14 protein-coding genes are annotated in these 19,166 nt (G+C 50.4%); 8 read left to right on the top strand and 6 right to left on the bottom strand.

All coding sequences use genetic code 11. The annotated features are described in order from the left end of the window. The first annotated feature begins 72 nt into the window (after nucleotides 1–72). The 3 genes from ACN0R8_RS04670 to ACN0R8_RS04660 all read left to right on the top strand — a co-directional run bounded on the left by ACN0R8_RS04670 (nucleotide 73) and on the right by ACN0R8_RS04660 (nucleotide 2,239). Complete coding sequence (locus tag ACN0R8_RS04670; RefSeq protein WP_417595569.1) at nucleotides 73–1,098, top strand: 2Fe-2S iron-sulfur cluster-binding protein; 1,026 nt, start codon at nucleotides 73–75, stop codon at nucleotides 1,096–1,098. Between the two features lie 54 nt (nucleotides 1,099–1,152). Then, nucleotides 1,153–1,878, top strand: coding sequence for a dihydromonapterin reductase (gene folM, locus ACN0R8_RS04665; RefSeq protein ID WP_417595567.1), 726 nt, complete (start codon nucleotides 1,153–1,155; stop codon nucleotides 1,876–1,878). 232 nt (nucleotides 1,879–2,110) lie between these two features. Next, a complete protein-coding gene (locus tag ACN0R8_RS04660) occupies nucleotides 2,111–2,239 on the top strand; it encodes a hypothetical protein (RefSeq protein WP_274378421.1) in 129 nt (42 codons plus the stop codon). 139 nt (nucleotides 2,240–2,378) lie between these two features. Here ACN0R8_RS04660 and ACN0R8_RS04655 read toward each other — a convergent pair whose 3' ends face one another. Next, nucleotides 2,379–3,362, bottom strand: coding sequence for an oxidoreductase (locus ACN0R8_RS04655; RefSeq protein WP_417595565.1), 984 nt, complete (start codon nucleotides 3,360–3,362; stop codon nucleotides 2,379–2,381). Between the two features lie 302 nt (nucleotides 3,363–3,664). Between ACN0R8_RS04655 and ACN0R8_RS04650 the strand changes: the two genes are divergently transcribed. Continuing rightward, complete coding sequence (locus ACN0R8_RS04650; RefSeq protein ID WP_417595563.1) at nucleotides 3,665–4,396, top strand: FadR/GntR family transcriptional regulator; 732 nt, start codon at nucleotides 3,665–3,667, stop codon at nucleotides 4,394–4,396. A 21-nt stretch (nucleotides 4,397–4,417) separates the two neighbouring features. Here the strand turns inward: ACN0R8_RS04650 and ACN0R8_RS04645 are convergent, their stop codons facing one another. The 4 genes from ACN0R8_RS04645 to nhaB all read right to left on the bottom strand — a co-directional run bounded on the left by ACN0R8_RS04645 (nucleotide 4,418) and on the right by nhaB (nucleotide 10,102). Further along, nucleotides 4,418–4,969, bottom strand: coding sequence for a hypothetical protein (locus ACN0R8_RS04645; protein ID WP_417595561.1), 552 nt, complete (start codon nucleotides 4,967–4,969; stop codon nucleotides 4,418–4,420). Nucleotides 4,970–5,013: 44 nt separating this feature from the next. After that, nucleotides 5,014–6,696, bottom strand: coding sequence for a S8 family serine peptidase (locus tag ACN0R8_RS04640; RefSeq protein ID WP_417595559.1), 1,683 nt, complete (start codon nucleotides 6,694–6,696; stop codon nucleotides 5,014–5,016). A gap of 112 nt (nucleotides 6,697–6,808) precedes the next feature. Then, the gene (locus ACN0R8_RS04635; RefSeq protein ID WP_417595558.1) at nucleotides 6,809–8,284 is read right to left on the bottom strand and encodes a methyl-accepting chemotaxis protein; all 1,476 of its coding nucleotides are present in this window, start codon (nucleotides 8,282–8,284) and stop codon (nucleotides 6,809–6,811) included. Nucleotides 8,285–8,587: 303 nt separating this feature from the next. Continuing rightward, the gene (gene nhaB / locus ACN0R8_RS04630) at nucleotides 8,588–10,102 is read right to left on the bottom strand and encodes a sodium/proton antiporter NhaB (RefSeq protein WP_417595556.1); all 1,515 of its coding nucleotides are present in this window, start codon (nucleotides 10,100–10,102) and stop codon (nucleotides 8,588–8,590) included. A 316-nt stretch (nucleotides 10,103–10,418) separates the two neighbouring features. Between nhaB and glnE the strand changes: the two genes are divergently transcribed. Continuing rightward, complete coding sequence (glnE, locus tag ACN0R8_RS04625; protein ID WP_417595554.1) at nucleotides 10,419–13,349, top strand: bifunctional [glutamate--ammonia ligase]-adenylyl-L-tyrosine phosphorylase/[glutamate--ammonia-ligase] adenylyltransferase; 2,931 nt, start codon at nucleotides 10,419–10,421, stop codon at nucleotides 13,347–13,349. Nucleotides 13,350–13,444: 95 nt separating this feature from the next. After that, on the top strand, nucleotides 13,445–14,374 hold the full coding sequence (locus ACN0R8_RS04620) for a branched-chain amino acid transaminase (RefSeq protein ID WP_417595552.1): 930 nt from the start codon (nucleotides 13,445–13,447) through the stop codon (nucleotides 14,372–14,374). Nucleotides 14,375–14,479: 105 nt separating this feature from the next. Here ACN0R8_RS04620 and ACN0R8_RS04615 read toward each other — a convergent pair whose 3' ends face one another. Continuing rightward, a complete protein-coding gene (locus ACN0R8_RS04615) occupies nucleotides 14,480–15,061 on the bottom strand; it encodes a YqaA family protein (protein ID WP_417595550.1) in 582 nt (193 codons plus the stop codon). A 195-nt stretch (nucleotides 15,062–15,256) separates the two neighbouring features. Here ACN0R8_RS04615 and ACN0R8_RS04610 point away from each other — a divergent pair, with 195 nt between their 5' ends. Continuing rightward, nucleotides 15,257–17,566, top strand: a complete 2,310-nt coding sequence (locus ACN0R8_RS04610) for a polyprenyl synthetase family protein (protein ID WP_417595548.1) — start codon at nucleotides 15,257–15,259, stop codon at nucleotides 17,564–17,566. 110 nt (nucleotides 17,567–17,676) lie between these two features. Beyond that, the gene (gene waaF / locus ACN0R8_RS04605; RefSeq protein ID WP_417595546.1) at nucleotides 17,677–18,765 is read left to right on the top strand and encodes a lipopolysaccharide heptosyltransferase II; all 1,089 of its coding nucleotides are present in this window, start codon (nucleotides 17,677–17,679) and stop codon (nucleotides 18,763–18,765) included. The last annotated feature ends 401 nt before the right edge of the window (nucleotides 18,766–19,166 follow it).

The following is a 19,166-nucleotide window of genomic DNA, read 5'->3' as shown; positions in this document are numbered from 1 at the left end:
TCCTGTATCTCAGCAGAACTTCCTGATGGCGGCGAATAAACAACCGATTGAAATCAGGGGCGGTAAAGCGGGATGATCACAAAGAATAAACGCACCCTCAGAATCGAGTGTCTTCACAAGGCTGCAAGTTTTAATGTGGCCTGTGATGAGAACTTTTTGGCGGCTGCAAAACAACAGGGATTCCGTCTGCTGAGAGGGTGTAAAAACGGTGTCTGCGAAGTGTGTGAAACCACATTGCTGAGTGGAGAGGTTGTTTATCGAACCTCCGCCGGTCTTCAGACGGCAACACCCGGAAAAACTTTTTTATTTTGTACTGCATCTGCCAGAGGTCCGGCTGAGGTTCGGCTTCATCGGGTACTGGCACCAGGAGAATATATAGTGAAGACAATGGCTTGTCAGATTGAGAGTGCCGAACTGCTCGGCAGCTCAGATGTGTATCAGGTTGTGCTGCAAACACCTGCCGGTAATATGCCGGACTATGTTGCAGGGCAATATCTTGAGGTGATTTTGCCTAATGGTGAGCGTAACGCATTTTCTATAGCCAACCGCCCTGATGGCCGTCGGTTAGAGCTGCATATTCAACACTTACCGGATCGCGATAATTCACGCCTGTTACTGCAGACCTTGCAGGAAGGTAAGAGCATCCAGGTTGAGCTGCCAAAAGGTGAATGTACACTGAAGCAAACAGGAACCGATAAGGCGTTTTTTGTCGCTGCAGGTACAGGCTTTACCCAGATGAAAGCTCTGCTAGAAGAAGCATTTGAGCAGGGTTCTGATCAGCAGCTTTATCTTTACTGGGGCGCGCGCCGACCACAGGACCTCTACATGGCAGAGCTACCTGAGAAGTGGCAGTGTGAATATGAAAATTTCCATTTTGTACCGGTTGTTGGCGATCTGTTGCCGGGCCAGGAGTGGGAAGGGCATGTGGGGATGCTGCATGATGCGATGATTCAAGATCATGGTAAATTTGATGATGCGACGGTCTATGCCAGTGGTTCGCCCAATATGGTCTACTCCGTAACAGATACCCTGATCCAGTATGGCTTATCGGATGAGTGTGTTTTTTCCGATGTTTTTGCTTACGCTCCGCGTAAGTGATGTTCTGATTGGGGCGGCAGGTTGATGAATGCAGGCGTTAAAAATAGTGCGGATATGAAAGCACCGATTTTGATTACCGGTGGTGGCCGGCGTCTGGGTCGTCACGCGGCAGAGGCTCTGGCAGATCAGGGGCAGTCTGTGATTATTACGTATCGCACTGAGCGACCTGATCTGGAACAGCTCAGAGCGAAGGGGGTTACAACGTTAAAGGCAGACTTCAGTGACCAGGCTGGTATTCTTGACTTTATTGCTTGCTTGAAAAAAGAAACCTCCTGCCTCAGGGCAATTATCCACAACGCTTCCGATTGGCTACCGGATCAAAAGGGTGTGGATAACGCCAGTCTTAGTCAGGCTGCCAATGATTTTCAGCACCTGTTCAGTGTTCATATGTTGGCGCCTTTTCTGATCAATCAGGCGTGCCAGCCTTTACTACTTGCCCATAATGGCCCGAGAGATATTGTTCACTTAAGCGATGCAGTGGTGTGCAAGGGTTCGAAAAAACATGGCGCTTATGTTGCAACCAAAGCGGGCCTGGAAAGCCTGACGCAATCTTTTGCTGCTGGTTTTGCGCCGGATATTAAAGTGAATGCCATCGCACCAGCGCTTATTATGTTTCAGCCGGACGATGATGCTGAGTACCGGAAGAAAGCGCTGAAGAAGTCAGCCTTGCAGATCGAGCCCGGTGCTGATGTCATTACTCAGACTATTCATTATATTCTCAATAACCCCTATCTGACCGGGGTGGTCTTGCCTGTGGAAGGCGGGCGTTCGGTTATTTAACACTATTTTGTGCAGGCCCTGTCATTTCGCCCTGCTCACGTCACTTCGTACCACCTACACTCTTTCTTGCAGCGTCGGAGCTGAATAAGGTCTAAAGTCGGACTGGACAGCTTGTCATATCTCCGTAAAATGCCCGTCATAATTTGATTTAAGTCAAAAGCTTTTATCTATAAGAACGACTAAGAAAAAAACAAGTCTCAGCACCCTTTAAATCAATCTGTGAGGATCTGAAATGTCCCATCATGACGAAGAATTCCGTGACGAAGCTGGTTTAATCTACTTTATTCCAGGCCTGGCGATACTTATCGGCATGAACTGCCTGCCAGCCACTATTTTCTGGTCGCGCTATTTCCTGGGTTAATTCCTAGGGATTATCACTGTGAGCTGAGTTTGTTCAGCTGCGGAAGGATTCGCCAAAAAGGCCGCTACAACCCCGGTAACAAAACCGGAGTCGTGCGGCCTTTTTATTGTCTGCCTGTTAAGAGAAGATCGGCTTAACTTTAAAGGTTAGGGTTTACCAGTACACGGCCTTTTACTTTTCCTTCAACCATGTTTTGCGCCTGCTCCGGCAGCTGCTCCAGAGATATCTCTTCCGATACCTGATCCATAATTTCCTGTGGCAACTCTTTTGCCAGGCGGTTCCAGGCCTGAACGCGACGTTCGTAAGGGATCATAACGCTATCAACGCCCAGCAGATCTACACCGCGGAGAATAAACGGCATAACAGTAGTGTTCAGAGCAAAGCTGGATGCAAGGCCAACGGTTGCCACACGGCCGTTGTAGTTCATCTGAGACAGAACTTTGGCCAGAATATCGCCACCAACGGTATCGACAGCACCGGCCCAGCGAGACTTATCCAGTGGGCGGGCTTTTTCTTCAAATTCGCTACGTGGCAGTACATCTGAGGCACCCAGTTTTTTCAGGTAATCGACACTGTCTGCTTTACCACTGACGGCGACAACTTCAAAGCCATTTTTTGCCAGTAGGGCGACCGCCAGACTTCCTACACCACCGGTTGCCCCGGTGACCAGTACAGGGCCATGCTCCGGTTTGAGGCCGCTTTCCTGCAGGCGCATAACGCAGAGCATAGAGGTCAGACCCGCAGTACCGATTGTCATCGCTTGCTTGGCAGTCAGGCCTTCAGCAAGAGGTACCAGCCACTTGGATTGCAGCCGCATCTGCTGAGCATAGCCACCCCAGTATTTTTCACCAACACTCCAGCCGGTCAGAACAACGGCATCACCGGCGTTGTAGTCAGGGTTGTCAGACTCAGCAACGGTTCCAGCCAGATCGATGCCCGGCACCATAGGGAACTGGTGAACAATTTTTCCTGTGCCGGTCACGGCAAGGGCATCTTTATAATTCATAGAGCTATATTCGATATTGACCAGAACATCGCCTTCAGGCAGTTCGCTTGCATCCAGAGTGCGAACACCTGCCAGTGTTTTCTTCTCTTCCTGTTCCAGAACCAGTGCTTTATTCATACTGTGACACCTTGTTTATCAGGGATATTAGCCTTCGCTTTTAAGAAGGGGTTAACCTTTGGATTAATCGAAGTTTGTTTGCAGCAGAGTTGATTCGTATTGTTCTGCTGCGTTGATAAAGCAAGGTTAATCGCTAATTCTTCTATTTGTCAAACAAATAGAAGAATGGTGCGTCATCTTATGGATTCTGCTACTATTCGCTATAAAATAATGCGGCAAATATCACTATGTTCTGAGTCTGCTGCTTTTGATGTTCAGCCCGTCGGCCATCAGCCAAATATCATTCTATTCCGAGGTTTGTTGTGAAAATCCAACCCCTGATGACACAAAGTCTTGCCAAGCAGATCTCTGAACAGCTGCGCGAAGCGATCCTTTCCGGTGAACTTAAAGCTGATGATCGTCTGCCAACTGAGGATGAGCTGGCTGCTCGCTATCAGGTGTCTCGCCCAACTATTCGAGAAGCCCTGAAGCGTTTGGCGGCACAAAATCTGATCAGGTCCCGCCGTGGCCCTACCGGTGGGACATTTGTTAACCGCCCGTCTCTGGATGATGCCAGTGAAAGCCTGACCGCTTCGGCAACCCTCTTGGCAAGTATGGATCAGTTTAGTCTGACTGAGATTGCCGATGCCCGTCACGAGCTGGAGAGAACCTGTGTCCGCCTGGCTGCCCGCAACCCTGATAAATCAGTACTGAGGCAGCTGCAGCAGGAGTTGGAGCAGCAACAGTCTGAGTCTCTGACGGATGAGGAGTTTTGCGCTTCTGATGTGCGTTTTCATCGCGCTCTGGTGGATGCTTGTCAGAACTCAATGCTACAGTTTCTGATGTACGCGGTTATTGAGGCGATGCAGCCGGTCACCAATATGGTGGTGTATCGTTTTCGGGACCGTGTGGATGTAGTGGCTGTTCACCGGCGCCTGTATCAGGCTATTGAGCAAAGTGATGCGCCAGCGGCTGAGTCAGCTCTTGATGAGTTAATGGTTTATCTGAAGGCGCGCTTTCAGGCAGCCCAGGACTGGAAAGCTTCTCAGTCCTGAAGATTTTAGTCGTTTTCAGGGCTACATAGGCTGACGAGGGTTTTCCATTAAACTCGGGATGACGGATTTGACTCGACTATCCTGCTGTAGCTGGCGCATCAGATCTGGAATTCTGTTCGCATCAATCCGGAAGTAGGCTCTGTTCAGGCGTTTGATTTGAACGGACAGAGACATTCCATACTGTTGGGCAACTGCTTCAGCCTCACCGTTTTCGGTGAGCACAAGGCCCAGCTCATCCAGTAGAACAGCGTAGCGTTGAGTGGTTTGATTCCAGATAACCGGGCGCCCGTCGTCATTGGCAGTGGCTTTTGCCTGGATGCTATAGTTGCCTTTCCGGCCAATTTCAGTGTCACTGCCTTGCAGGGCTCTCTGACCTGTTTGGCTTTCAGTGTTATAGGCTCTGACCTGGTCGAGAATCAGGTAATGACTGTTTTCGATACGGATCTGTTTTCCGGTTTTCAGGTGTGCAGGAAGCTGATCCTGAGTCACCACCGGTTTTTTACCATCGTAAGCACAGGCTGATAGCGGTAGCAGTGTCAGTAAACCAGAGAGTATCAGGGTCAATAAACGCATTTCTATTATCCTGTGTTTGTTAAAGCTGGTCGGCTTATATTTGCTTAGTGTCCTAAAATGGTCAATGACCAGCTGTGGAGAGTACCTGTGGCAAAAGCATCTGCCTGTGTATCGTACACCTGAAGCTGCCAGGAACCTGCGGCTGTTTCTCCATAGAACATCTGACTCAGTAACGTGAACTCATAATGGTTAATTTCAGCATTAAGCGCATTTCTGGGTGTCATCACGATACTCTCTGTACCTGACGGTGCAATCAGTTTAACCATCAGATCGGAAGCATAGGGGTGACTCAGCTCGAGCTTGAGTTGGACAGACTCTACAGTGCTTAGTTCGCTTGAAATGGAGAGTGAGGATGATAAGGGATTATTGCTGCTATTGGGTATGACTCCGCCGCTTCCATTTTCCGTGCTGACGCTTATAAGGTCCGGTAAGTTAGCGCTATAGGATTTGGCGCTATTTAACGCGTTAGCTGCATTGATTCGTCCAAAACCATAGTGGTTATGGTACGAAAGCCCTGCTGCGTTTGTCTGCCAGGCATTTTCAATAATCAGGTTAGTAGATGGTGTGCGGGTTTTTAATATCGAGCCATCATTGCCGATGACAATGTAGTTATCCTCGCCAGAGTTGTCACCCGTATCAACTTTATCCGCGGTTCTGATCAGAATATCCCGTACATCCCGCCAGCCTAAATCCGAGTTTGCTTCAAGAACTAAGGCGGCCACCCCTGACACCAAAGGTGTTGCTGCGGATGTTCCTGAAAAAGCTCTGGTGTAGCCTTTAAAACCTCTGATATCAGTAAGACCGGTTGCCAGACTGATATCATTTGTGGTGACAAGCCCCGTCCGGCTGTCACCTCCGGGAGATGAAAAGAGTATATTCGCGCCCGAGGAGGAATAACTGGCTTTCGTGCCGTTTGCATTCAGGGACGATACCACCATCAGATAGGGGATATTATTATCCGGGTCTAGGGCTGATCCCTGACATGGCAGAAGCTCTGAGTGGTAGTTCTCTGTTGAACATGCAGGATCACTGAAGTTATTCCCTGCTGCTTTAAAATAAAGCGCGCCCAGACCTTTGCGGCCGGACTCCGTACCGGACTTAATCATGGACGCAATATTAGTGTCGTAATCAATGGGCGTTGTTTCAATGCCATAGCCCAGACTCATATTGAAAATATCAATATCGCGATTACGTTCGCTGGTTGCAGATAGTGATGTTTCCCAAACGGTTACGGTGGGGTCTGCATCAAGCGTATTAAAACCCTGGATTTTGCTTTCAGGGGCAGCCCCTGACCCACCCAGTGCGTTATTTCTGACCGCGCTGATAAGGCCCGCGACGGATGTTGCATGCCCGCCTGATAGAGGGACGCCAAACTGACAAGAGTTATCCAGGTCAAGGTTGGGCTGCAGGTCCGGGTGGCTGTAATCAATGCTGCCATCGATCACTGCGATTTTGACTCCGGCTCCGGTGGCTTCATTCCATAATGTCTGTGGAAGATTGATATCCTGACCGGCTGCCCCTGGGTTGTTTCTGTTATTAAGGAGGTGCCACTGGGCGTTCAGTAGAGGATCTAAGCCAGAGGTGTTAGCCGCTTGAGTTGAATAATAAACGCTACTGCATATAGATGTATCACCTGCCCCCTTGCTACTGGAGGTGTTTATTTCATCAGAGCCTTCTCCGCAAGCATAAAGTGTTAACAGGCAGGTGAGAGTAGCCAGTTTTTGCATGGTGGAGATTACCTCTTGGGAGTCAGCTGGTCACGGGAGGTCAGCGATCATCGCGAGCGGGTAATAGTGCAATATTTTGCCTTCCTTGGCGAGAAAATGGCCTTCAAAATATCTAGGCTGTCTCGAATGCTCTTACCGACCGGCTCAGTTCTCCCATAATTTGATCCAGTTGCTCAATATTACTTTGAATTTGCTGCGTTTCGTCCGCTAACTGTACAACTTGCTGGCCAATATTGCGGATCTCTTCCGTATAGTGGGTAAAGGTTGTTTGTTGCTGTTGCCCTGTAGTGGAGAGTTGCTCCATTTGCTGGCCCAGCTGGCAGGTATCCTGGATAATCGCCTGAATCTGTTCCTGGGCAGCCTGGGCATGGCTCTGCCCCAGCTGTACCTCCTGACTACCTTCCTGCATGGCCGCAACGGCAGACTCGGTGCCATCAACAATCAGGCGGATCTTATCACTGATATCCTGAGTTGCATTGCGGGTGCGCTCAGCCAGGCTCCGAACCTCATCGGCAACGACAGCGAAGCCCCGGCCCTGCTCTCCGGCACGGGCTGCTTCAATGGCGGCATTGAGTGCCAGCAGGTTGGTCTGCTCTGCAATATCGTGGATCATAACCACGATGGAGTTCACTTCATGACTGCTTTGCTCCAGTGTTTCCAGTCGCCCAGCGGCGTCCATAATGACCTCTGTGGCCCGGTTAAGCTTGTTAACTGCGTTGTTCATGACCGCTCCGCCCTCATTGGCTTCCGAGCCGGTTTTCTTGGCAGTGGTTACCGCAAGGTCGGCATCACTAGCTTGCTGGCAAACATCGGTGACGATCTTATCGGCCTCTTCAACCATACTTCCCAGAGCCTGGTTTTGTTGCTGCATGGTTTGGGTGATGCGCTGAGCACTGGAGGTGACATCACGGCTGACGTTTTCTGCCTGATGCACTGAGGAGGTGACCTTAGCTAGAATTTCCGCAATACGTTGCTCATTCTGTTCACTGGCTTTACGGGCTGTTTCCAGTTGCTCAAAACCCTTGGACTTAGCTTTATCAAATGCCAGAGCCAGAACCATAACAATCAGGCTCATTCCGATCAGGGATTTTGCTTGCTGAGAGGGAATCATGCTTTCCGGAATCGGGGACTCCGGCAGAGGAATGCTGTTTTGATCAATATAGAGAAACGTAGCGATGGTACACAAGCTGATCAATGACCAGAAATAGCCGGAGCCTCGCCCGGCGATAAAAATGGCGGCAAAAGGAATGGATGCCATCCAGAGGGCACTGCTCGACATGATGCCTCCATTAACATAAAGCATCCAGACGATCATCGCATACATACAGCTGATCACACCTTCGGCTACCCATCGCTCCTTTGCGGTAATACGCAACAGGATAGGCCCGATCAGAAGCCCTGCGCTACCCACCAGAATGCCCCAGCCCATAGCAGGGTGCTGATTCTTGAAATAGCTCATTGCAAAGACAGGTGCGATGACACCGGCCAGAAGGGCAACGGTGACAACGGTTCGGGCATGGATAAGCCGATCCTGATCTTGCCTAAGGCTGTCTGGTATAAAACTCTCTGTAAGTTGCGAAAGTGTCATAGCGGCTCCGATTTTATTTTTGTTTTCTTTATTGGATGATTGCTTTTGAGTTGAGTCAAAGACTGCCGAATTTAAAACATACGTTTGAACGAAGCAAGGGTGGCGCTAAAGGAGAAATGTAAACAGCTTTTATGCCGGTAACATCGTTTTTGAAGAAGATAGACTGGTGTGCTTTGATTTATAAGCAGAAAAAAGAAACTGCCGCGTTTACATAAAGCACGGCAGTTTTATGGGCAGCCTGTAAAATAAATTACAGCAGTTTCTTTTATGACGCCAGATTAAGGCGTAAGACGTCGCTCAGGGTTAGTGCACCCAGTAGATTACGGCATACAGGCCCATGGCAGACATGACAATGGTGTAAGGCAGCGCCATTACCACCATTCGGCCGTAGGATAGACGGATCAAAGGCGCAATGGCAGAGGTTAACAGGAAAAGAAAGGCTGCCTGGCCGTTTGGTGTTGCGACACTGGGCAGATTTGTACCTGTATTAACGGCAACAGCCAGAGTATCGAAGTGCTCACGGGTAATCTCTCCGGCATCCAGTGCAGCTTTAATCTCAGAGATATAAACCGTTGCAACAAACACATTATCACTGATGGCAGACAGCACGCCGTTAGCAATAAAAAGCATTGCGGGTTGCTGGCTGGTTTCCAGGCTTAAAACCATGTGGATAAATGGCTGGAAAAGATGTTGCTCATGGATTACAGCCACCACAGAGAAAAAGACCACCAATAATGCGGTGAACGGCAGAGCTTCCTCAAAAGCATGTCCGATCTGGTGTTCTTCAGTTATACCATTAAGTGCTGTTTGCAGCACGATAATAGCCAGGCCTATCAGGCCGACCTCTGCAATATGAAATGCCAGGGCTAATATCAGAAATACGGCGGTAACGGCCTGAACAATCAGAGCGGCTTTATCTTTACCTGTGCGTTTTTCAGTTTGGTGCTTATCAAAATTCTCCAGAATCTGGCGTACGGACTCTGGGAGTAATTCGCCATAACCAAAGACCTTCGTTTTCTCCAGAAGCAGGCACGTGAGCAGACCAACAACCAGAACAGGCATAGTTACCGGGGCCATTCGGGTAAAGAATTCGACAAAGTTCCAACCTGCTACCTTGGCGATCAACAGGTTTTGTGGTTCACCGACTAATGTGCAGACACCGCCTAATGCGGTACCCACGGCTGCATGCATCAGTAGGCTACGCAGGAAGGCCCGGAACTGCTCAAGATCATTATGGTGTTGTTCTGCCAGAGAACCATCATTGCCGTGGTCATGGCTGTCATGGTGAAACTGCTTGCCTGAGGCAACCTTGTGATAAACAGAGTAGAAGCCAACGCCAATGCTGATAACTACCGCAGTCACGGTCAGTGCATCAAGAAATGCCGACAGGAGGGCTGCAGTGATACTGAAGAGTAAAGAAAGTATGGGTTTTGAACGTACTCCCAGCAAGATCTTAGTGAAGGCAAAGAGCAGCAGCTGCTTCATAAAGTAAATGCCGGCCACCATAAAGACCAGTAGGAGAATAACCTCAAGGTTTCCTTCAATCTCATGCATTACTGTTTCGGGGGATGCTAGTCCAATGACAATCGCCTCAATTGCCAGCAAACCGCCAGGCTGCAGCGGGTAGCATTTGAGGGCCATTGCCAGAGTGAATATGAATTCGACAATCAGAAGCCAGCCTGTCACGAAAGGGCCGAGTCCAGGGGTCATATAGAGAATAGGGTTGATAATCAGAAAGGCGAGAATAACTTGCTTGTACCACACAGGGGAGTTGCCAAGAAAATTACGCAAAAAGCCTTGGGATATGGTTTGGGCCATGGGATGGTCCTTTGCAATTGGAATGATATGCTTTTTATTGCACCCGAATCCCTTTGGGGCGTCGGCATTATACATTGTGCGGAGCAAAACGGAGATATGAAATGAGCGCCAGTCCTTGTTCCCATAGGCTTTGGGCATAAAATTTCGCATTGCCCGTGTCTTTTGGATAAGCTTGCTTTGGTTGTACTGCCAGGGATCTGTATCAGGTTATGTCTTCTGTCAGGTTTGTGCTGACAGATATTCTGCTGCAATTATTGTGGCTTTTATCGCTGGCATCGTATTGTTACCAGAAGATTAGAATAGATAAGGAAGCATCATGTCGTCATCGATCCTGCAACAACCTGCCCAACAGCTGCCGGAAAACCTGCAAACAACATCGGATCAGCAGTGGCAGAAACTGCAAAATGGGTTGGACGCTGAGCTTTTTGAGGGACTGAAAGCACTGCCCCATGCGGAAAAAATTATTGTCTGCAGTGAATATGTTGTCGATAGTATGCTGCGTTTTCCCTCTTTATTGGCAGAGATGCTGGAGCAGGAGTGGTTCACTGCCCCGCTAAATGCTGTCCGGATGCGAGCAATCCTGCAGGCTAAGTTGGCAGGCTGCAGCACCGAAAATGATCTGCACTGTGCTTTGCGTCAGTTTCGGCGTCAGATGATGATGCGTATTATCTGGCGTGACTTCTCTTTCACTGCAAATATGTGGCAGACCACAGCAGAGCTGAGCTATCTGGCAGATATCTGCGTCGATGAGGCCTTGAACTGGCTGTACGATTTTTACACCCCCAAGTGGGGCACGCCTTACTCCAAAGCGGAAGAGGGTTGCGAGCCTCAACCCCAGCGCATGTCAGTCATCGGCATGGGTAAGCTGGGTGCCTGCGAACTGAATCTCTCTTCCGATATCGATCTGATGTTCTGTTTCCCGCAACATGGCCAAACCCAGGGCGGTAGCCGTTCGCTGGATAATCAGGATTTCTTTATTCGCCTCGGTCAGAAACTGATTGCGGCGCTGGATGCCAACACTGTTGATGGCTTTGTTTTCCGCGTGGATATGCGTCTTCGTCCATACGGTCAGAGCGGCTCACTGGCTCTCAGTCACAACGCTATGGTGGAGTATTACCATGATCAGGGGCGGGAGTGGGAACGCTACGCCATGATCAAGGCGCGGATTATCGCGGGTGATGTCGAGGGTGGTAATGCGCTGCTGGAAGAGCTTAACTCCTTTGTTTACCGCAAGTATGTAGATTTCAGTGCCATTGAATCCCTGCGGGATATGAAAGGCATGATAAACCGTGAGGTGCGACGCAAGGGGTTATTCACTAATGTAAAACTCGGCCCCGGCGGTATTCGCGAGGTGGAGTTTATTACACAGGTGTTCCAGTTGATTCGTGGTGGCCGTGATACTGAACTGCAGGAGCGCTCAATCCGTAAAGTGCTGCCGATAATCAGTGGCCTTGGGTTGATTCCTCAGGTGGTGACCGACGAGCTGCTGGAAGGCTATCTCTTCCTGCGCAATGCTGAGCATGCTCTTCAGGGTGTTGCCGATCAGCAGACCCAGACGCTACCGGAAGATGATTTCCCGCGCCTGCGTATGGCCTACATCATGAATTTTGACAACTGGCAGGACTTTGAAGCCCGTCTTGAGCTGGAGCGGGCGAAAGTCAGTAAACACTTCGCAAATGTGATTGCCGCTCCGGAAGGTGAAGAGGAGCAGGGTGATAATCAAAGCGCAGAGCTGGGTGCACTCTGGAAGGGGGAATATGATCCTGAAGGCGGGGCTCGTCTGCTGCAGGAACAGGGTTTCGAGGATGCGGAGTCGACCTATCGCCGTCTGGACAGCCTACGTTGCAGTCGTGTGGTTCAGGGTTTGCAGCGTGAAGGCCGTGAGCGTCTGGAAGCTTTTATGCCGATGTTACTGCAGGCCGTGGCGGAGAGTATTGCGCCGTCACAAACACTGGAGCGTACGTTACTACTGGTCGAGGCGGTACTGCGAAGAAGCGCTTACTTTGTGCTGTTAATCGAGAACCCAAGTGCTTTGAGGCAGCTGGTTAAACTCTGTTCTGCCAGTCCCTGGATTGCCGAACACCTGGCGAAAACACCGATTCTTTTGGATGAGCTGCTCAACCCAGCCACGCTTTATACGCCTGCGGATATTGAACTGCTGAGGGACGACCTTCGTCAGCAGATGCTGCGTCTTCCGGAAGAAGATGAAGAAGCGCAGATGGAGGCCTTGCGCTACTTTAAACGCGCCCATGTACTCCGTGTGGCTGCCTCGGATATCAATCAGACCCGTCACCTGATGAAGGTGAGTGATTACCTCACGTTTATCGCTGAAGCGGTTCTGGAATATGTGCTGCAGATGGCCTGGAAAACCCTGACGGATAAATACGGTGTTCCGGCAAAGGCAGATAATGTCCTGTGTGATCCTGCTTTTGTTATTGTCGGCTATGGCAAAATGGGAGGCATTGAGCTGGGTTATGGCTCTGACCTGGATCTGGTATTTCTGCATGATGCAGCTCCTCAAGGGGTTACCGACGGCGACAGCAAAGGTAAAAAGAGCATCGACAATGGTGTTTTCTTCACACGTCTGGGTCAGCGGATTATCCATATTCTGAATACCCTGACGCCATCCGGTCAGCTGTATGAAGTGGATATGCGCTTACGCCCATCAGGTAACTCAGGCTTACTGGTAAGCTCGGTTAAAGCTTTTAAGGATTATCAGCAGAAGGAAGCCTGGACCTGGGAGAAGCAGGCCTTGGTACGCGCCCGTGTTGTGGCTGGTAGCTCTGAAGTAGCTCAGACGTTTACTCAGGTTCGTGCCGAAATTCTGACCGAAGAGCGCGACCTGAATCAGCTGCGGGAGGATGTTGTCTCCATGCGTATTAAGATGCGGGACAACCTGGGTTCCAAGCCGGATGCGACCGGCGAGCATAGCCACTTCCATCTGAAGCAGGATGCCGGTGGCATGGTGGATATTGAGTTTATTGCCCAGTACTGCGTGCTGCGTTTCAGCCGCGAGCATCCTGAATTGCTGCAGTGGACCGATAATATGCGTATTCTGGAAACGGTGGAACAGGTGGGGCTATTAACGCAGGAAGAGGTGGGGCAGTTGAGTGAGGCTTATCTGGTATACCGGCAGGCCGCCCATGATGCCTCTATGCAGAAGGTGCCGAGCGTGGTGCCTGCGAATCAGTTTACCGAGCACAGAACAAACGTGACCCGTATCTGGCACAGTCTTCTGGAAAGCTGACAGCCCGGTGACGGGAAGCCTTTTATACTGATGCTTTGAACGCAAACAAGAATTCAAAAGCAAAACGACAATCTAAAAGCTGAAGGATATCTGATATGTCTATGGCCGAACGCGAAGGTCTGATCTGGTTAGATGGCCAGATGGTGGACTGGAAAGATGCAAAAGTACATGTACTGACTCACACTCTGCACTACGGTATGGGTTGTTTTGAAGGTGTCCGGGCTTATGCAACCGACAAGGGCGCACAGATTTTTCGCCTGCAGGAACACACTGACCGTCTGTTCCGTTCGGCACATATTCTGGATATGCAGATTCCTTTCAGCAAAGAGGAGCTGAACAAAGCTCAGTTGGCAGCCGTGCGTGACAACAATCTGGATCATGCCTACCTGCGTCCCATGGTGTTTTACGGATCAGAAGGCATGGGGCTGCGTGCAGACAACCTGAAAGTGCATGTTATGGTTGCCGCCTGGGAGTGGCCGTCTTATATGTCGCCGGAAGCGAAAGAGCTGGGCATCAAAGTGCAGACCTCCTCCTACACCCGCCATCATGTGAACATCACCATGTGCAAGGCGAAGGCTAACGGCAACTACATGAACTCCATGCTGGCATTGTCAGAAGCCTTGCGCTCCGGCTGCGAGGAAGCTCTGCTGCTGGATAACGAAGGTTATGTGGCGGAAGGTTCCGGCGAGAATATCTTTGTTATACGTGATGGCAAGATCTATACCCCTGAGCTGACCTCCTGTCTGGATGGCATCACTCGCCGCACTGTGATTGAGATGGCAAAAGAGGAGCTGGGTCTGGATGTGATCGAAAAACGGATCACCCGTGACGAGGTTTATATCGCTGATGAAGCCTTCTTCACCGGTACTGCAGCCGAAGTGCTGCCGATTCGTGAGCTGGATGGCCGTCAGATCGGTGAAGGCCGCCGTGGCCCGATCACCGAGAAACTGCAGAGCCTCTACTTTGATCAGGTGACCGGTAAACGTGCTGAGCATCCTGAATGGCTGGCGCCAGTGAACCCTTAAGGATTTAACGTGCCTGAAGAATACCCGCTCTGGTGACAGCGGGTATTTTTATGCGCGCTTAGCGCTGTTCTCAGAAGGCTTTTAGGATACAAGGGGGAGCTGTTTTCAGAGAACCAGCTCATACAGCGCTAAAATAACAAGTAACAGCACTGCCAGTTTCTTGGCTCTCGATTTATGGCTTTTCAGCCAGTGATAACCAGACTTACCCCACAAACTCATCACCCAGGCGATGGAAAAGTAACGAATTGAGCGTGTCACCAGCATCGCCAGCAGAAACAGTCCGAATGGAAATGCAGTGCTACCGGCAGCCAGCATGGCGATCTGTGTGGGCAGCGGTGTAATACCAACGGTCAGCAGATACCAGAAACCATTTTCCTCCATCTCGGCCAAAGCAGCTTGATAGTATTGCTGGCTCTCCTGAGACTGCAGCAACCAGGGTTCCAGCTGATCAATAAGATGTATGGCACTGAAATAACCAAGAGTGGCCCCTGCCAGAAAACCCAACAGAGCGATACCTGCCAGCAACCAGATCCGTCGGGGTGAGGCTTGCAGCATTAACGGCACCAGTACAAGCTCCAGGGGGATCGGAATAATGATGGATTCCAGAAAAGAAAAGACAAACAGCGCCGGGTAGAGCCATTTCTGATCGGCAATGCCATTAAAGTAGTTAATGAGGTGTTTTTTCATCTTTTTACCGGAGCCTCAGGTTGTTTCTGCAGGTTGAAAATCGAGTCTCGACCAGGCCCTGGTTTCATGTTCGCAGCCTCCTGTATATAAGTTGCTATTCTGCATTGATGTCATTACTGTGATCCGCATAATGAATCATAACCTTAATCAATATCATCACCCCAACGCCAGCGAACAGGACTCTGAGCCAGTAACATGACAAATCCACGTAGGATACAGGGCTTTGCCCATGCTCAGGAGCAGGCGCAACACTTTCTGGACACCCTGTTGGCTGATGGTCAGAACCCCGGCACCTTCCCCGGCCTTGCAGACGATATTCATCAATGGAGTCAGAGCGCACCTAAGGTTTCATTGGCGCACAAACTGAGTTTTTTTAACAGCCCGGCTTTTATTAAAAAACTGGTCAGTGAGAAAAAACTAAAGCGCTACCTGCGGGAGTCCCTTGCTTACCTGTATGTTCGGGATCTTGATTTGGATCTTAATCAGGCTGATGTCGCGGATAATATTGATGACCTGACTGATGATCTGGCGAAGAGACTGACTGAGGCTACGGCAGAGAATATCTCGACGGATACCCCAGATATGATGCTGCACGGCTTTTGCTGGGCAAAAAAGCATCAGGCTCAGAGTGCTTTTATCTGGCTGTCGGCCAAAATCTATCGCTTAAAGCAGGAGCTGCCGGAAGCACTGGCAGCTCATCAGGGCATGCGTAAGCTGCTGAAAGTTATAGCCGGTGTTCTGATGAACGAGTGGCAAAGCAAAGGTGCGGGTGCTGACTTTGAACAGGCGATCCGGCTGGGATACTACTACGGGCTGACCTACCCGCTGATTGATGATCTGCAGGATTCCCAGGTGCTCACAGCGGATCAGCAGAGATGTTTTAATCTGGCCCTCGAACACTCCATTCTGCAGGGAGTCGTTCACCGGCCGGTTCTGGATAAAACGGATTTGGCGTCATCAGATCAGCCCAGCCCAGACATACAAACTCGATGGTTAACCTATGTTTTTGATGAATTGACGGAAGCTTTCAGCTTTATTCAGCAACAGCAGTCAGACCACTTTGAGGCTTTTCTGGATCAGGCTTATATTTTTCTCAAATCCCAGCAGGTGGGTGCCGGGCCGGTATGGTTGGGGATGATTAACAAATCGAGCCGTTCCAGAATTCTGGCGGATGCACTGGTTTCCAATCGGGTTACTTTGGGCAACTACCAGTACTTCGGATTGTTTAACCAGCTGCATGATGACCTGAAAGATGTGGATCTGGATTATCAGGAGGGCAATATCACCCCTTTTGTTGCCCTGATCCATCAGAATACCCTCTATGAAGGGATTCACCCTTACCGGCTGTATTGGGCGCTACTTCACCATCTGATCTACCGGTGTTATCGCAATGAACCTCAGACAAAAAACCTTCTGATAAAGCGCTGTATCAACAGCCATAAGTCTCTGTTGGAAACACTGGGTAAGGTGGGGTTTTCTGAACGAATGGGGCGGTTAACTCAGGACTGTCCTGAACTGCTGCCCGTTCAGCAGGCGGTGTTGTCAGCCCTTGATCTACCGCTGGAGATGGGCTGGTTGGATAAGTTTTTCAGTACACAACTGCAACAGCAGCTTCAGGAAAAACAGAGCGGGCAAAAAGATGCGGGTGCCCTGAAGCAGCGCATTAAAGCGATTCAGGCAGAGATCAGAACACAGCTGCCACTGAGTGCCGGTAACCCTCTGGAGGAGGCCGCGAACTATTCGCTGTCAGCCGGTGGTAAATATTTTCGGGGTGTGCTGTGCGTCCTCTACGGTCAGGATTGCCTGAGTCTGACATTTGATGAGATTGCACCTGTGGTGCGGTTTATCGAATACATGCACACCGCGTCACTGATTCTGGATGATAAGCCCAGTCAGGATAATTCTGATCTGCGTCGTGGAAAGCCAACCTTGCATCAGCACCTGAAGAGTGAAGCTAAAGCTGAGATCTCTGCAGTGAACCTGATCCTGAAAGCGGTGGAAGTCCATGCCGGTATGGGGCGGTTTAAGGCAGAGCATCTGCTGAAATCCCTGGAATACGCCAGCCAGCTCAGCCAGAAAATCTGCCACGGCCAATGGCTGGATCTGGAAGCTCAGGGCAAAACTTTAACCATTGAAGCGCTGGAAGAGATCAGCCTGAAGAAAACTGCTTATGCCATAGAGAGCGCATTGGTGCTGCCCGCGCTTCTTACCGGGCAGCCTGAGTCGCATATCGCTTGTTTGCAGCGGTATGCATACCATTTGGGCATCGCATTTCAGATTAAAGATGATCTGCTGGATGTGGAGTCCGATGAGGCGACATTGGGTAAGCCCGCGCAACTGGATCACCGCAATCAGGCTTCTACCTTTGTCCGTTGTCTGGGGCGTCAGGGTGCGACTGAGCATCTGTATCGGCATTACTATCGGGCGATTGAAGCGATCAGCGATATCGACAACTCTCAGGCATTAACTCAGATGGCAACCTGGTTGCTTGAGCGGCGGAGCTAGTGCCCCTGTCATAAGGCGCTACCCTGCAATCGCCTCTGTTCCCCTTGTAAAAGCTGCCTTGGGCAGTAATATGCTGTGATCCTCTTAGACCTGTAGCAAACGAGCCTGCCATGAAGATTTTGTTGATTGCCGATGAAACCCCGGATGCTTTGCTGGATGTACAGTGCGTCATTCAGCGCCTGATCCGTAAGCACAGGGAGTGCCGTATCAGCCTGATGGCACCTGCCCATCTGCATTCGCTGGCTCGGCGCCTGGTTGGGCTGGATGATCTGCTGACCTTGCCTGATAGCAAGGCTGCCGGAAAATTATTTTGGATCGCCGGTCGTCAGCTGGAAGAGTGGCAGAAGGAGTTTGAACCCTTTGATCAGGCGCTGGTTTTTACCTCCCGATGGAAACCCGCTCTGGTTCCTTGGATGGCTGGCATTGACCGCCGCAGCGGCACTTTAGGGCGATTCCGGTTTATGCTGATCAATGATGCCCGTTGGATGCCTGTGGGGAAGTTTCCAACCCGTCGCAGTCGCTATCTGGCGTTAGCGGATGATCATGGTGAGATGAGTGATGAGCCGCTGGAGCCTCAGTTGTTTTCCGACCAGGATAACGCCCGGGCACTAAGTAAGGAGCACCATCTGAACCCGGAGCGTCCGGCGATGGTGTTTTGTCCCGGTGGTGACCTGAGGTCCGGGCAACGCTGGCCAGTCGAGCGCTGGACTAAGCTGGCAGAACAGCTGATCGATCAGGGATGGCAGGTCTGGTTGATCGCTCCGAGAACCGAGCAGGCTTTCTGTGAACAGATCTGCGCAGGTTTAGATCATGAACGTCAGATGGATGTCAGCAATCTGAGTGGGCGGCTGGCCTGGGATGATAAACTGGATCTGCTGGCGCAAAGCCGTGCGGTTCTGGCCCAGGAGACACTGTACAGTCAGTTATGCCGGGCCCTGAATCACCCTCTGGTCATGTTAAGAGGCAGTGGTGAGCTGGATGTTGTTATTCCGGAAGACCATGATCAGCAGGGTAATCAATCCACACCCCAGCGAGCTCAGGTGAAAACGGTCAGTAGCGACCGTACCTGTCAGCCCTGTAATGACCGGGTATGTCGTCAGCATAAAAATAAAGCTACAGATCCCTGTGTTCATGACCTGAGTGTTGAGCGGGTTCGCTCTGCACTGCTCAGTATGGTGCCGATGCAAGCGGTGGATTGATACTCTGTCAGCTGACGCCTTTGATGTTGAATGTCCAGGTACAATATTTCGACTGTCACTGTGGCTTGCCAGCTGTAAAATCATTTTGCCGATAGTAATAAAGTTTCAGTGGGGTGTCTCTTGCGCCTGTTATTAAACCTCGTACAATACGCGCTGTAATTGCCTACCTCTTAGCAGGGAAAAATCAGCATTGATCACACGAGCTTCCGTTAATTTACTGATGTGTCTGAACTGGTGCATGGCGCGCCAGTGCTCTTACGCGTCTGTATTAAGTGGTTGTTGCTCTATGCTGCGCTTGTCACCGGTTCGGGCGATTAAAACCGCCAAAAGTAAACCGAACGAATTTCTTTTCTCTGAAGCTCAGCTTCAGCCACGTGTTTTCCAGAGCTGACACTCCTTTT

Origin of the sequence: Oceanospirillum sp. (assembly GCF_048265165.1) — a bacterium.
Lineage (GTDB): Bacteria > Pseudomonadota > Gammaproteobacteria > Pseudomonadales > Halomonadaceae > Oceanospirillum.
Note: the sequence above shows the minus strand (reverse complement) of the source record. Positions and strands in the feature narration are given on the sequence as shown.